At 58.7% G+C, this 13,204-nt stretch carries 16 protein-coding genes; 9 read left to right on the top strand and 7 right to left on the bottom strand.

Going from position 1 to position 13,204, the window contains the following annotated elements:
- Positions 1-16: 16 nt before the first annotated feature.
- From ACQZ48_RS16850 to fabA, 5 genes are all read right to left on the bottom strand, one after another.
- The gene (locus ACQZ48_RS16850; RefSeq protein WP_137409565.1) at positions 17-610 is read right to left on the bottom strand and encodes a TadE/TadG family type IV pilus assembly protein; all 594 of its coding nucleotides are present in this window, start codon (positions 608-610) and stop codon (positions 17-19) included.
- The gene (locus ACQZ48_RS16845; protein WP_077984555.1) at positions 607-1,200 is read right to left on the bottom strand and encodes a TadE/TadG family type IV pilus assembly protein; all 594 of its coding nucleotides are present in this window, start codon (positions 1,198-1,200) and stop codon (positions 607-609) included. The genes ACQZ48_RS16850 and ACQZ48_RS16845 overlap by 4 nt, the downstream gene beginning before the upstream one ends.
- Positions 1,201-1,382: 182 nt before the next feature.
- On the bottom strand, positions 1,383-2,189 hold the full coding sequence (gene fabI, locus ACQZ48_RS16840; protein ID WP_077984554.1) for an enoyl-ACP reductase FabI: 807 nt from the start codon (positions 2,187-2,189) through the stop codon (positions 1,383-1,385).
- 6 nt (positions 2,190-2,195) lie between these two features.
- Complete coding sequence (fabB, locus tag ACQZ48_RS16835) at positions 2,196-3,419, bottom strand: beta-ketoacyl-ACP synthase I (RefSeq protein ID WP_137409567.1); 1,224 nt, start codon at positions 3,417-3,419, stop codon at positions 2,196-2,198.
- Between the two features lie 76 nt (positions 3,420-3,495).
- Positions 3,496-4,011 carry a 3-hydroxyacyl-[acyl-carrier-protein] dehydratase FabA gene (gene fabA, locus ACQZ48_RS16830; protein ID WP_077984552.1) on the bottom strand — a complete coding sequence of 172 codons (516 nt, stop codon included), beginning with the start codon at positions 4,009-4,011 and terminating at the stop codon, positions 3,496-3,498.
- A gap of 317 nt (positions 4,012-4,328) precedes the next feature.
- Here fabA and irrA point away from each other — a divergent pair, with 317 nt between their 5' ends.
- The gene (gene irrA, locus ACQZ48_RS16825; RefSeq protein WP_003507276.1) at positions 4,329-4,748 is read left to right on the top strand and encodes an iron response transcriptional regulator IrrA; all 420 of its coding nucleotides are present in this window, start codon (positions 4,329-4,331) and stop codon (positions 4,746-4,748) included.
- 75 nt (positions 4,749-4,823) lie between these two features.
- Here irrA and ACQZ48_RS16820 read toward each other — a convergent pair whose 3' ends face one another.
- Positions 4,824-5,462, bottom strand: a complete 639-nt coding sequence (locus ACQZ48_RS16820) for a trimeric intracellular cation channel family protein (RefSeq protein WP_077984550.1) — start codon at positions 5,460-5,462, stop codon at positions 4,824-4,826.
- A 77-nt stretch (positions 5,463-5,539) separates the two neighbouring features.
- On the opposite strand from ACQZ48_RS16820, the gene ACQZ48_RS16815 reads away from it, so the two are divergent.
- Positions 5,540-6,058, top strand: coding sequence for a hypothetical protein (locus ACQZ48_RS16815; protein ID WP_137409568.1), 519 nt, complete (start codon positions 5,540-5,542; stop codon positions 6,056-6,058).
- A gap of 12 nt (positions 6,059-6,070) precedes the next feature.
- Here the strand turns inward: ACQZ48_RS16815 and ACQZ48_RS16810 are convergent, their stop codons facing one another.
- The gene (locus ACQZ48_RS16810; protein WP_137409569.1) at positions 6,071-6,781 is read right to left on the bottom strand and encodes a YoaK family protein; all 711 of its coding nucleotides are present in this window, start codon (positions 6,779-6,781) and stop codon (positions 6,071-6,073) included.
- A 206-nt stretch (positions 6,782-6,987) separates the two neighbouring features.
- On the opposite strand from ACQZ48_RS16810, the gene ACQZ48_RS16805 reads away from it, so the two are divergent.
- From ACQZ48_RS16805 to ACQZ48_RS16775, 7 genes are all read left to right on the top strand, one after another.
- Positions 6,988-7,929, top strand: coding sequence for an ABC transporter substrate-binding protein (locus tag ACQZ48_RS16805; protein WP_162520586.1), 942 nt, complete (start codon positions 6,988-6,990; stop codon positions 7,927-7,929).
- Between the two features lie 138 nt (positions 7,930-8,067).
- Entirely contained in the window at positions 8,068-8,841 is a 774-nt protein-coding gene (locus ACQZ48_RS16800; RefSeq protein WP_142913780.1) for an ABC transporter permease, read from the top strand.
- Positions 8,841-9,626 carry an ABC transporter ATP-binding protein gene (locus ACQZ48_RS16795; RefSeq protein WP_142913779.1) on the top strand — a complete coding sequence of 262 codons (786 nt, stop codon included), beginning with the start codon at positions 8,841-8,843 and terminating at the stop codon, positions 9,624-9,626. The genes ACQZ48_RS16800 and ACQZ48_RS16795 overlap by 1 nt, the downstream gene beginning before the upstream one ends.
- Before the next feature lie 27 nt (positions 9,627-9,653).
- Positions 9,654-10,391, top strand: coding sequence for a histidine utilization repressor (gene hutC, locus ACQZ48_RS16790; protein WP_077984544.1), 738 nt, complete (start codon positions 9,654-9,656; stop codon positions 10,389-10,391).
- A gap of 192 nt (positions 10,392-10,583) precedes the next feature.
- Entirely contained in the window at positions 10,584-11,780 is a 1,197-nt protein-coding gene (gene exbB, locus ACQZ48_RS16785) for a tonB-system energizer ExbB (protein WP_191217296.1), read from the top strand.
- A gap of 6 nt (positions 11,781-11,786) precedes the next feature.
- Positions 11,787-12,263 carry a TonB system transport protein ExbD gene (gene exbD / locus ACQZ48_RS16780; protein WP_077984543.1) on the top strand — a complete coding sequence of 159 codons (477 nt, stop codon included), beginning with the start codon at positions 11,787-11,789 and terminating at the stop codon, positions 12,261-12,263.
- A complete protein-coding gene (locus ACQZ48_RS16775; protein WP_448729047.1) occupies positions 12,260-13,186 on the top strand; it encodes a TonB family protein in 927 nt (308 codons plus the stop codon). The genes exbD and ACQZ48_RS16775 overlap by 4 nt, the downstream gene beginning before the upstream one ends.
- Positions 13,187-13,204 lie beyond the last annotated feature (18 nt).

Here is a 13,204-nt window from a genome sequence, read left to right as displayed (position 1 = left end):
TGACGCACCGATTGGTTCAGCAATTGGTGCAGACGGTCTCGGCGTCGCGCTGCTTGAAGAAATACTCCCGCCCGATCGTGATCGACTTTACTCCGGACGAGGCAATGTCGGGCATGAACATCAACAATTCATGCGGTATGGAAAGTTCGACGTGGATGAGAAAGCTGTTTTCCACCAGCAGGCGCGTCGGAACGGCGACCGGTGAACCCACCGCATAGGGTCTCTGATTTTTCTCATCCCAGGACCAGGTGATTTTCGCCTGTTTTTGCGCGTCGATCTTGATGCCGCTGATCTTCAGCTGCAGACCCTTGGTGCTGTAGGGCGCAAACACGGCGGCTGCGACGTCCTGCATGCCCGTGAGATAGGTCTTATCGACGGAACCTGTTTTCGATATCAGATCATTGATGGAGGCTGCGGCGGTGCTTGCCCGCTTGTAGGTATTGTATCCGATCGTTAATTCGAAAGAGGTTAGATAAAGCGCAAGCAATATCGGAAAGAGGATCGCGAACTCCACCGCGCCCACGCCACGGCGATCTTTGGCAAAGCGTGAAACGAGCGCCACCAGGCGTCGTTTGCCGTTTGCCGCAACGGACACCAGCCCTGCCATCATGAGCCCCCGCCTGTGATGTATTTCTCATTCATGAACGCATTTGTCGCGACGATGAGGAAATGTGAGGGCATTGATCCATCGGCCGGACGTATTTTTGTGAGATATGGCCGGATGATATCGGCAACGACACGCCAGCGATAATAGACACGCAACATGTTGATGGTTTCCGGCCCGCCCGGCGTGAAGCCGAATTGAGCGGTATCGAGATCGTAATATTCGCCATAGGCCTTCAGCGGTATCGTGGTCGGAATATCCTTGAAGGCGGCAAAGGAGCGAAGGTCGATATAGAGCTTCTGTTCTTTATCGATCTCATCCGAGCAGGTAATCATCACTGAAACTTCGTCGCAGAAACTCTTGCGGAAATCCTCTTTCGAAATCGAGCTGCTGATTTGCCCTGTGCGCAAACGCCGCGCCATGGTCTCGGTGGCGTTGGCGACGACCTGTTCCGCCATCAAGGCGACGAAGGTCTCGATGATCGCAAAGACGACGAGGAAATAGGGTATTGCGAGTATCGCGAATTCGATAGCCGCTGTCCCGTCGCGCGAGACTCCCAATTTTTCCAGCAATGGCTTCAGTCTGGCCAGTCGCATGAGGCGATATCGATCTCTAAGAATATGCGGCGAGCGCAACCGTTGAATTTGTTGCGGACCATAACCACCCGATGTTTAAAATCAGTTACTTCGATAAACTATACTTTAGTGATTTCCAAAATCGATACGACGCATAAAAAGCCCGGCACAGGGCCGGGCTTTGTTGATTGCGAAAGGTAGGCTTATTCCGCGTCTGCCTTGGAGAGAACCTCAAGCGTGGGTGTCGAGGTGATATTGTAACCGCAATCCACGTAATGACATTCGCCGGTCACGCCGCGCGACAGGCTGGACAGCAGATAAAGTGCGGACCCGCCGATATCGTCGATGTCAGCCGTCCGCCGCAGCGGTGCGTTTTTCTGGTTCCACGCGTAGATAGCGCGTGCATCCGAGATGCCGGCACCTGCCAGCGTCCGGACCGGGCCGGCCGAAATGGCGTTGACGCGGATATCGCGCGGGCCGTAATCGGCGGCGAGATAACGCACGGACGCCTCGAGAGCCGCCTTGGCGACGCCCATGACATTGTAGTTCGGAATGACGCGCTGCGAACCATTATAGGTCAGCGTCAGCATGGAGCCACCATTGGTCATCAACTCAGCAGCGCGCTTGGCGATTTCCGTGAAGGAGAAGCAGGAGATGACCATGGTGCGGCTGAAATTCTCGCGCGTCGTATCCGCGTAGAGGCCTTTCAGCTCGTTCTTGTCGGAAAAGCCGATGGCATGGACGATGAAATCCAGCGAGCCCCATTTTTCGCGGATGGTCGCGAACAAGGCGTCGACCGAGGCGATATCCTCGACATCGCATGGCACGATGAAATCGGAACCGAGTTCGGCGGCGAGCGGTTTCACGCGCTTGCCGAGCGCTTCCCCCTGATAGGTGAAAGCCAGCTCCGCGCCCTGTGCTGCAAGCGCCTTGGAGATACCCCAGGCGATCGAATGATTATTTGCGACGCCCATGATGAGGCCGCGTTTACCCTGCATGATGCCGTTCATGGGCAATTATCCGTTATGACGCTGGAAGACGAGCGTGGCGTTGGTGCCGCCGAAGCCGAAGGAATTGGAAAGGATGGTGTCGATCTTGGCGTTGTCGATGCGGCTGCGAACGATCGGAACGCCCGCAAATTCCGGATCGAGCTCGGAAATATGCGCGCTCTCGCCGATGAAGCGTTCCTGCATCATCAAGAGGCCGTAGATCGATTCCTGCACGCCGGCCGCACCCAGCGAATGGCCGGTGAGAGACTTGGTCGACTGGATGTGGGGGATCTTGTCGCCGAAAACTTCGCGGATCGCGCCGATTTCCTTGCTGTCGCCGACCGGCGTCGAGGTGCCGTGGGTATTGATGTAGTCAATGTCGCCCTTCACGGTGGCAAGCGCCTGCCGCATGCAGCGGATCGCACCTTCGCCTGACGGGGCAACCATGTCGTAACCGTCCGAGGTCGCGCCATAACCGACAATTTCGGCATAGATTTTTGCACCGCGTGCCTTCGCATGCTCCAGCTCTTCCAGAACCAGAACGCCCGCACCGCCGGCGATGACGAAGCCGTCGCGGTTGACGTCATAGGCGCGCGAGGCGACGTCGGGTGTTTCGTTGTATTTGGACGACATCGCGCCCATGGCGTCGAAAAGGTTCGACATCGACCAGTCGAGATCCTCGTGGCCGCCGGCGAACATCACGTCCTGCTTGCCCCACTGGATCATTTCGGCGGCATTGCCAATGCAGTGCGCCGAGGTGGAGCAGGCCGAAGAGATGGAGTAGTTGACACCGTGGATCTTGAACCAGGTCGCGAGCGTGGCCGAAGCGGTGGAGGACATGGCCTTCGGCACGGCAAAGGGACCGATGCGCTTCGGGCTGTTGTTCTTCAGCGTGATATCGGCGGCCTCAACGATGGTGCGGGTGGAAGGACCGCCCGAACCCATGATGATGCCGGTGCGCTCATTGCCGCTGATGTCGCTCTCCTCGAGACCGGAATCGGCGATTGCCTGCTTCATGGCGACGTGGTTCCAAGCGCCGCCTTGCGACAGGAAGCGCATGGCGCGACGATCGACCAGATCGGTGGGGTCCAGAGACGGCTTGCCCCAGACCTGGCACTTGAAACCGTGTTCGGCAAAATCCGGCGAAAAAGAAATGCCGGATTTGGCATTGCGCAGCGACGCGGTGACCTCAGCGGCATCACCGCCGATGGAGGAAACAATACCGAGGCCGGTGACAACAACTCGTCTCATCAAAGGGACCTTTTCTTTAGATTTCGGCTGGGCGACTTAAGGCCGTCCGGCGTTTGTCTCGATTATTTCGTCTGCCTCAGGCAGACTTTTCCTTGGACAGGCCGACCCGCAGATCCGATGCCTGATAAATGGTTTCACCATCCGCCTTCAGCCAGCCATCGGCGGTGCCAAGCACCAGACGGCCGCGCATCACGCGCTTGAAATCAATACCATATTGCAGGAGCTTGGTGTGAGGGCGAACCATGCCCTTGAATTTCACTTCGCCGGTGGAAAGCGCCATGCCGCGGCCTTCTTCGCCAAGCCAGCCGAGGAAGAAGCCGGTCAGCTGCCACATGCCGTCAAGGCCGAGGCAGCCCGGCATGATCGGGTTGCCCTGGAAATGGCAGGGGAAATACCAGTCGTCGGGGCTGACATCGTATTCGGCGCGGATGAAACCTTTATCGAACGCGCCACCGGTTTCGGAAATTTCGGTGATGCGATGGACCATGAGCATGGGGGGCAATGGGAGCTGTGCATTTCCCGGGCCGAACAATTCGCCGCGACCGCAGGACAGGATCTCCTCGTAATTGTAACTTGATTGCCTCGTTGCCATACCGCTTTCACTTCCCCAATCACTGGTGTTGATCGACTTCACTAGAGCAAGTTAGGTTCAAAATGAAGCGCTGCAAGGGCAGAGGCGGTTTCGCCCCCATTCTTTGTCTTCAGAACCTTCTTTGCCGAAGTCATTACCTCAATATGCCGTCCGCATACAGGAACCATCCGGCTGGAACCAGAGGAAATTTGCAGGAATGGCCGGTTTGCAGCCATTTGCGACACGCAGCGGCGCTGAAACTATTGAAAGCAATCCCTGCAAAAGATATATGCTATTGCAATTGACGGGTTTCATACCCCTGTTTGGAATGGGATGGCATGGCATTTGACGCCACATTGGATATCGGAACGAGGCTGCGGCGCTCGGGGCTGCGGCCCACGCGCCAGCGCGTTGCTTTGGGCGATCTTCTCTTCGCAAAGGGTGATCGCCACCTGACGGTCGAGGAGCTGCATGACGAGGCGGTCACCGCTGGCGTGCCCGTTTCTCTCGCCACGGTCTACAACACGCTGCACCAGTTTACCGAAGCCGGCCTGATCCGAGTTCTGGCCGTCGAAGGTGCGCGCACCTACTTCGATACTAACGTCTCGGATCACCATCACTTCTTCGTGGAAGGTGAGAACGAGGTTCTCGATATTCCCGTCAACAATCTTCAGATCGACAATTTGCCGGAAGCGCCCGAGGGCATGGAAATCGCCCATGTGGACGTGGTGATCCGCCTTCGCCGCAAGCGCGGCTGACGCTTCTATCTGATGACGGATATGAAAATGGCGCCGAAGGGCGCCATTTCTGTTTTCAGCGTCTCTTTCGACAGGTCACTTCATCACGTCTTCCGGCCGTCTGCCGGGCTTGGCCTTATAGGGTGGGAAAGTCCAGCCGAACAGCAACGCACCGGAGCGCACGGATAAGGCTGTCAGGAAACCCGCGGCGGATGCGGCATAAAGCGGTGCGCCGAAGAAATAGACGATAATGAAGGTGGAGGAACCCAGAAGCGCGCAGGTGATATAGATTTCCGGGCGCAACAGAACGGAAGGCTCCCCGGCCATAATATCGCGCAGCACCCCTCCGAATGTCGCCGTCAGAACGCCTGTGACGATGGCGACGGTTGCCGAGCCGCTCGCGGCAAGGCCCTTGGCTGCTCCCATGACGCAATAGGCGGACAGGCCGAGGGCATCGAGCCAGATCAGTACGCGATAACGGGATTCGAAAAGATGCGCGGTGAAGAACAGCAGAACCGCGACCGAGACGCAGACGAGAATATAGGTGGGGTTTATTACCCAGAATACTGGCGTTCTGCCCAGTACCAGATCGCGCACCGTACCGCCGCCGATGCCGGTTGCGGCTGCGAAAAACAGGAAGCCGATCAGATCCAGCTGTTTGCGCGAGGCGGCGAGTGCGCCGGTTGCGGCAAACACGGCGACGCCGGCATAATCGAGAAAACCGAGAAGTGTCATGAAAAGGTTCCTCCCGGAACACGGGCAGCGAACACGTCAGTGTCGCGCAAGCACTAAACTCTAGGCTGGCCGCCCGGATGATCGCAACATCCATAACTCAAACGGATGCAAAGGAAAATGCCGTGCGAATCGCTCTCGTTGCCGCTCTTCAGGCGCTGGTTCTCTTGATGTTCCCGGTGGCGCTCGCGGCGCAGCAGCAGCTGGTGAACGATCCGGAGATTTACGAGAAGGATCATTTCCGCAACGAGTGCAGGGTGGCGGCTTTCGGCGACGATTTCGTTACACGGCTGGATATCAACAATGACGGGCTGATGGATGCCGTTGTCAATCATGGCGTTCTGGATTGCGACGGCGAAAAAGGCCGCGCCTGCGACGACGAGGGATGCCCCTATAATTTCTATGTCCAGGTGAAAGAGGGCGGCTATCTGATGATCGCGACGGCCCGGATTTACGGTTATGATTTCATCAAGCGGTTCGGCAACATGGTTTTCGTGCTGAAGATGCATCCGCGTTATTGCGAGCGTACCGACAAGGAACCCTGCCTGATGACGGTGCGGGTCCGCGGCACGAAATTCGTCACCATCTCGCGAAAGTGACGACGACGATTTTCAGGGCGTAATTCGCCGGATTTTGACCCTTTGATTGTAGCGCTGGCGAAGCGAGCGCGGAATGATGAAGGTGGCGATGGCGACGGTGAAAACCGTGGCCGCAACCACCCAAAGGGCATTCGATTGCAGCGTGGCGGCGAGAACGGCGCCGCAGATCGCGCCGCATATCATGCCAAGCCATGGCACGATCTGAATGCCCCAGTCGAGGCTCCGCTCGCCGAGAAGAAAGCGGCCGATGCCGCGGCCGAAGCGGGAAAGCGCGCCGGTCACATAGGTAAGCCCGATCGGCAGTCCCTCAATGTGCTCAACGGCGGCGTTGACCATGCCCATGGCGAAAACGACGAGGTAAAACTGCGCAAGAGCGGACGTCTCGCCGCCGAGCAGCGCGGCAATTGTTACCAGCAATCCCACCGCCATCAGAACGGCGAAGATGCGCCGGTCGAACTTATGCGCCACCACGATGCCGCCGGCATTGCCCGCCACGAAGGCAACGATTGCGAAAAGCAGCTTCGCGGCATGGGAATAGAGGCCAGCCTCCATCGAGACTGCGGCGCGCGTGGTGTTACCGGTCATGAACGACACGAAGTCACCTGAAATATGCAGGCCCACCGCATCCGTCATGCCCGCGATGAAGGAAATGGCGGCAACCAGCGCAATTCCGGTTCCGGTTCGCCTTGCCCTGATGATACTGCGGCGTCTTTGTCTGGTCATGGAGAGCTCGATATGGAAAAATGGCGGGCCTGTGGATGGGGCCGTGTTATCCTATGTCTAAAATGCCGGACGGTACATTTGCAATCGTTCTGGAGGCGCTCGGGAACCTCTATTTTGTCTAGACAAATACAAAATCCCTGCCTACCATGCCTCAAATAAAGCGAAAAACAACATCGCACAAAAATAAATCAAAAGGGGTTCAGATCATGAAGAAAACATGGGTTCTCGCCACAGTCGCCGCGCTCTTTTCATCCGCTTCCGCCTATGCCGAGACGTCGGTAACGATCGGGATGTCCGGCTGGACCGGTTTTGCGCCGCTGACGCTCGCTAAACAGGCCGGCATTTTCGAAAAGAATGGCCTCAAGGTCGATATCAAGAAAATACCGCAGGCGAGCCGCCATCTTGCTCTTGCTTCCGGTGACATCCAGTGCGCAGCCACCACAGTGGAAACATGGATTGCCTGGAACGCCAATGGCGTGAAATCTACCCAGATTTTCCAGATGGATAAATCGCATGGCGCCGATGGCATCGCCGTGCGCAGTGATGTGGCAAAGGTCGAAGACCTGAAAGGCAAGACGGTTGCCGCTTCCGCGCCGGGCACTTCGCCTTATTTCTTCCTTGCCTGGATCCTCAAGGAAAACGGCCTCACCCTGAAGGACGTCAAGGTCGTCAACCTCGAACCGGGGCCGGCCGCGCAGGCGTTCGTTGCCGGTCAAAATGACGCGGCCATGACCTACGAGCCCTATCTGTCCACTGTCCGCGCCGCCCCTGACAAGGGTAAAATCCTTGCCACGACGCTGGATTATCCCGCCGTCATGGATACGTTCGGTTGCACCCCGGATTTCCTGAAGGCCAATCCGCAGGCGGCGAAAGCCCTGGCGGACAGCTATTTCCAGGCCCTCGAACTCATCAAGGCCGATCCCGAAAAGTCCTATGCGACGATGGGGGCGGATGTGAAGCAGACCGGCGAGGCCTTTGCCGCTTCGGCAAAGTTCCTCGAATGGCAGGACAAGGCCGCCAACCAGAAGTTTTTCGAGGGTGAATTCAAGACATTCTCGGAAAAATCGGCGGATCTGCTGCTGGAAATCGGCGTGATAAAGTCGAAACCCGATCTTTCGACACTCGCGGATACGTCCTTCATCAAGTAACAGAAAAGGCGGCCGCATTCCCTGCAGGGAATATAGCAGCCAAAGACAGGTGAGTGCGTCGATTGTGCGTCACGAAACGCGCATGGCGTTCTAATGGCGCGGCAAAGGTGCCGCGCCGGTTTTCCGGACAGGCGACAGATGCAACCTCTTCAACCCATCAGGAACAGCACGAGAATTGCTCTCGGCATCCTGTTCTTCGTGCTGTTTTTTTTCGCCTGGGGCTTTGCCACGCTGGGCGGTTTCGTATCGCCGACCTTTCTGGCTGACCCCATCACCATGCTGAAGGACGGCATCTATCTGCTGACCGATCAGGGGTTTGCCAGTGATATAGGCATGACGATCTGGCGCGTGGTGGGCGGTTTTGTGCTGGCCTCGGTCGTCGCGGTGCCGGTCGGCATCGCCATGGGGGCCTATAAGCCCATTGAGGCGCTACTGGAACCTTTCGTCTCCTTCGCGCGCTATCTGCCTGCTTCCGCTTTCGTGCCGCTCCTCATTCTCTGGGCCGGCATCGGCGAGATGCAGAAGCTGCTGGTGATCTTCATTGGCGCGGTTTTCCAGATCATCCTGATGGTGGCCGTGGCTGTCGCCGGCACGCGGCGTGATCTGGTGGAGGCCGCCTATACGCTGGGTGCGAAGGATCGGGGTGTTGTTCGCCGTGTTCTCATTCCTGCCAATGCGCCCGATATCGCGGAAATCCTCCGTCTCGTTCTCGGCTGGGCTTGGACCTATGTCATTGTCGCGGAACTGATCGGCGCCTCCTCGGGCATCGGTTATATGATCATCAACAGCCAGGCGCTGATGGCGACCGGGCAGATCATCTTCGGCATCATCGTCATCGGCATTATCGGTCTTATTTCGGATTTCGCGTTCAAATCGCTGAACCGGAAGCTTTTCGCCTGGAGGCTTGCCTGATGAACGAGCTCGTTATCAAGGGCGTCAGCCGCACCTTTCCGGGCGTGCAGGGCGGGCAGCCGACACTGGCCTTGCAGCCCACCGATCTGGAAATCCCCCGCAATGATTTCGTCACCATCCTCGGCCCGTCGGGATGCGGAAAATCCACCTTGCTGCGCATCATCGCCGGTCTCGACCGTCCGACAACCGGCGAAGTCCTGCTGTCCGGCAAGGCGGTGACGGGCCCGGGGGCGGATCGCGGGATGGTGTTCCAGTCCTACACCCTGTTTCCCTGGCTGACGATCCGCGAAAACGTCGCCTTCGGCCTGCGCGAACGCGGCGTGGCCGAGACGGAAAAATGGGAGATCGTCGATAGCTATATCGACAAGGTCGGCCTGCGCGGTTTCGAAAATCATTGGCCGAAACAATTGTCTGGCGGCATGCAGCAAAGAACGGCCATTGCCCGTGCGCTCGCGAACGGCCCGAAAATTCTGCTGCTCGATGAGCCTTTCGGCGCTCTCGACAACCAGACACGCGGTCTGATGCAGGAGTTGCTGCTCGGCATATGGGAGCGTGAGCAGAAGACAGTCATTTTCGTCACCCATGATATCGAAGAGGCGGTCTTCATGGCGTCGCGTGTGGTGACCATGTCCGCAAGGCCGGGTCGCATCAAGTCGATCACGCCGGTCGACCTGCCGCATCCGCGTCACTACACGATCAAGGCCAGTCCGGAATTTTCGCAGCTGCGCGCGAAGCTTACGGAGGAAATCCGCAGTGAGGCGATTGCCGCTGCGGCCCATGGATAGGCGAAAGGGGAGGATAAAGGCATCGGGATGAGAAGTGCTGGCGCCGATCTTCAAGAAAAATCGTTGCATGAGCGCATCCGCAATGATGTCGAGCGCCACATCATGTCGGGCGAATGGCCGCCGGGTTATCGCATTCCCTTCGAACATGAGATGACCAGGCAATATGCCTGTTCACGCATGACGGTGAACAAGGCTCTCGGTGAATTGGTGCAGCGCGGACTCATCGAAAGACGCCGCCGGCTTGGCACTTTCGTTCGCCAACCCCATGCGCAATCCGCCGTTCTGGAAATCCACGATATTGAACGGGAGGTGCAGGCGCTGGGTCTCGTCTACAGTTACCATCTCGACAAACGCCGGCTGCGTCCTGCGGGGGAAAAAGACGGTGCGGCCATGGCGCTTGCTGCCGACGCCCAGATCCTGGAACTTACCTGCACGCATTTCGCTGGCGGCGTTCCCTTTTGCCTTGAGGAACGCATCATCAATGTTACCGCCGTTCCGGATGCGGAAGCTGCGGATTTTTCACAGATCGGGCCGGGGACGTGGCTGCTGAAAATGGTGCCCTGGAGCGCTGCCGAACACCGCATCAGCGCTGTTTCGGCCGACCGTAAAAATGCGGCGGCGCTTGGTATTGCCTCCGGTGCTGCCTGTCTGGTCATCGATCGACGGACGTGGCATGGGGCGGATTATGTCACCCGCGTCCGTGTCACCTATCCTGGTGACCGCCATGCGCTCGTCGCACAGTTTTCGCCCTCGCAGAACAGCTGAAAGCCGTCAATCGGTCAATTTTTTGTAAAGAAGAGTTTACGAGTCGTCTTTTGACAATATAATAGTTGCCAAAGGAACTCAGGTTTATTATCGGAACGTCAAGCTTTCACGACGGCATCCGTTCAAGGCCCCGGTTTTCAAGAACCGGTCAATCTGCGGATGAGTTCATCGACGGAAATCCGGGATAAAATTATGTCAGCTGAGACCTCAACTTCTTCCGCATCCTTCAACAAGGCAAACACAACTAGGCATATCTCGCTTGCCATGGCTGTCACCTTGCTGGCCGGCTTGAGTGCCGGCGCGGTTTTCGCTCAGACGGCACCGGAAACCCAGGCACAGCCCGCACCGCAAACAGAAGCGGTTCAGCCGACAACTCCTGTAACGCCGAGCGCTCCGGCCGCCGCGCCAGTCCAGCCTTCCGCGACGGCGCCGGGACAGCCGGCTGCCACCGCACCCTCGCAGCCTCAGTCAACTCAGCCCGCAGCAGTTCAGTCTGCACCCGCTCAGCCTGCGACGAATACCGCACCGGGAGCCGAAGGCCTGGCGCCGCAGCCGGCGCAAACCGAGCAACCCGCACAGACGGGCCAGACGACCGCGCCGAATGAAGCCGCGACCCCGATAGAGCCTCTCGGCACCGAACCCGCGAGCGCTGAACATCGAGCGGATATCCCGCACAACCTTTCTCCCTGGGGCATGTTTATGGCGGCCGACTGGGTCGTGAAGGGTGTCATGATCGGTCTTGCCTTCGCATCGCTGGTCACCTGGACGGTCTGGGTCGCGAAGTCTATCGAGCTTGCGGGTGCTCGGGTGCGCGCCGGCTCGACGCTCAAGGTCATTCGCAAGGCAAAAACTCTGACTGAGGCCACCGAAGCGGTTGAAAAGAAGGGCGGTCCGGCAGCCTTGATGCTGCGCATGGCAACCCATGAAATGCAGCTTTCCGATGCGGTGGTCGACCATACTGATGGCGGCGGTATCAAGGAACGTGTCTCTTCGGCGCTCTCGCGTATCGAAACCCATGCGGGCCGCCGCATGTCGCGCGGGACGGGTGTTCTGGCGACCATCGGTTCCACTGCTCCCTTCGTCGGTCTGTTCGGCACCGTCTGGGGCATCATGAACTCCTTCATCAGCATTTCGGAATCGCAGACGACCAATCTTGCCGTCGTCGCGCCGGGCATTGCCGAAGCGCTGCTCGCCACCGCCATCGGCCTTGTCGCCGCTATTCCGGCTGTCGTCATCTACAATGTCTTCGCCCGCTCGATCACCGGTTACCGCCACCTGCTGGCGGATGCCGCAGCCGGCGTGGAGCGCCTTGTCAGCCGCGACCTCGATTTCCGCCGCATTCCGCCGGGCAGCGCCAGCAAGCCCGCAGTATCGCTGGTTGGACGGTGATCGGCCATGGCTGGCGGTATTCGCGAAAATAACGGAGACGATCTCTCCGAAAACCACGAGATCAATGTCACGCCCTTTATTGACGTGATGCTGGTTTTGCTCATCATCTTCATGGTGGCCGCGCCGCTCGCCACCGTCGATGTGAATGTCGATCTGCCGGCATCCACTGCCAAACCGGCGGAGCGCCCGGAAGAGCCGCTTTATCTGACCGTCAAGGACGATCTGTCGCTCAATCTGGGAAATGATGCGGTTGCCCGCGAAGAATTGGCCGCCGCCATCGACCGGCAGACGGGCGGCAAGAAGGATACGCGCATCTTCCTGCGGGCCGACAAGGCCGTCGACTACGGCCACTTCATGGAAATCATGAACCTGCTGAGAGATGCCGGCTATCTGAAGATCGCCCTTGTAGGGCTGGAAAACGCGGCTGCCGCATCGCAGCCCGCTACCGTTGGCCAACCCGCAGCGCCGGGAACCGCGCCATGAGTGAAAACGGCTACCCGCAGGCCCGCCATTCCCGTCTCGGGGAAGTGACGCTGTGGTCCGCCGCGGCGCTGCTCATGCTGGGCGTTCACGCCGGTTTTGCCTATTATCTGATGCAGGAGCCCGAGGAGGTGGATGCCGGTGGGCCACCACCTGCCGCAATCATGATCGAAATGGCGGCGATACCGGAAGCCGTCCACACCGAAGAAACGACGCAGGCGCAGGATGTCGAAGACGCCGAAGAGGTAAAGAGCGATAGCATCGAACCGGTGGAGGAAGCCGCTCCGGAAGCGCCGCCGCCACCGGAGCCGGTTGCGGAAACGCCGCCGCCAGAGCCGGCGCAGTTGCCCGAACCGCCCGTCGAGGAGATCGTCGAACCGCAGGAAATTCCCGAACCCGTCGAGCCGGTCGATCCCGTTCAGGAGCAGATGATGGCGGAACTCGACAATATCGAGGTTCCTCTGCCCGTCATGCGTCCTCCGCCGCCACCTGTTGAAAAGAAGGTGGAAAAGAAAGAGCCGGAAGAGAAAAAGAAGGTCGAGCGCCAGCGTCCCAAACGGCAGCAGGCCTCGGACTTTCGCGAAACGGCAAAAGCTGAAGCGCAGCAGTCCGACCGGACGGCGGCATCGCGCAGCAACGCCGGCTTCTTCTCGTCATCGTCCGCCTCACCGGCGAAATGGGGATCGAAGGTCCGCTCGCATATTCAACGGCGCAAGCCCCGGTCTCTGCGTAGTGATGCTATGACCGCGACGGTTCGCTTCCGGGTCAACGATGCTGGCGCCATCAGCGGTGTCAGCGTTGTGCAGTCTACGGGAGATTCCTCTATCGACCAGCAGATTGCGGCATGGATTCAGAGCGCATCACCTGTGCCTGCTCCACCTCCGGACGCAAACAAAACGATCACACTGCCGATCAGCATCCGCTAGGCCGTCCCGCTTGGGGCG

This window comes from Agrobacterium sp. 22-209-1 (genome assembly GCF_053522485.1).
This window is presented reverse-complemented; position numbering and strand designations above follow the sequence as displayed.

Bases quoted from the DNA above. Each gene is read 5' to 3' on its own strand.
- ACQZ48_RS16850 (WP_137409565.1), bottom strand. From the start codon at position 610: ATGATGGCAGGGCTGGTGTCCGTTGCGGCAAACGGCAAACGACGCCTG.
- ACQZ48_RS16845 (WP_077984555.1), bottom strand. From the start codon at position 1,200: ATGCGACTGGCCAGACTGAAGCCATTGCTGGAAAAATTGGGAGTCTCG.
- fabI (WP_077984554.1), bottom strand. From the start codon at position 2,189: ATGAACGGCATCATGCAGGGTAAACGCGGCCTCATCATGGGCGTCGCA.
- fabB (WP_137409567.1), bottom strand. From the start codon at position 3,419: ATGAGACGAGTTGTTGTCACCGGCCTCGGTATTGTTTCCTCCATCGGC.
- fabA (WP_077984552.1), bottom strand. From the start codon at position 4,011: ATGGCAACGAGGCAATCAAGTTACAATTACGAGGAGATCCTGTCCTGC.
- irrA (WP_003507276.1), top strand. From the start codon at position 4,329: ATGGCATTTGACGCCACATTGGATATCGGAACGAGGCTGCGGCGCTCG.
- ACQZ48_RS16820 (WP_077984550.1), bottom strand. From the start codon at position 5,462: ATGACACTTCTCGGTTTTCTCGATTATGCCGGCGTCGCCGTGTTTGCC.
- ACQZ48_RS16815 (WP_137409568.1), top strand. From the start codon at position 5,540: ATGATCGCAACATCCATAACTCAAACGGATGCAAAGGAAAATGCCGTG.
- ACQZ48_RS16810 (WP_137409569.1), bottom strand. From the start codon at position 6,781: ATGACCAGACAAAGACGCCGCAGTATCATCAGGGCAAGGCGAACCGGA.
- ACQZ48_RS16805 (WP_162520586.1), top strand. From the start codon at position 6,988: ATGAAGAAAACATGGGTTCTCGCCACAGTCGCCGCGCTCTTTTCATCC.
- ACQZ48_RS16800 (WP_142913780.1), top strand. From the start codon at position 8,068: ATGCAACCTCTTCAACCCATCAGGAACAGCACGAGAATTGCTCTCGGC.
- ACQZ48_RS16795 (WP_142913779.1), top strand. From the start codon at position 8,841: ATGAACGAGCTCGTTATCAAGGGCGTCAGCCGCACCTTTCCGGGCGTG.
- hutC (WP_077984544.1), top strand. From the start codon at position 9,654: ATGAGAAGTGCTGGCGCCGATCTTCAAGAAAAATCGTTGCATGAGCGC.
- exbB (WP_191217296.1), top strand. From the start codon at position 10,584: ATGTCAGCTGAGACCTCAACTTCTTCCGCATCCTTCAACAAGGCAAAC.
- exbD (WP_077984543.1), top strand. From the start codon at position 11,787: ATGGCTGGCGGTATTCGCGAAAATAACGGAGACGATCTCTCCGAAAAC.
- ACQZ48_RS16775 (WP_448729047.1), top strand. From the start codon at position 12,260: ATGAGTGAAAACGGCTACCCGCAGGCCCGCCATTCCCGTCTCGGGGAA.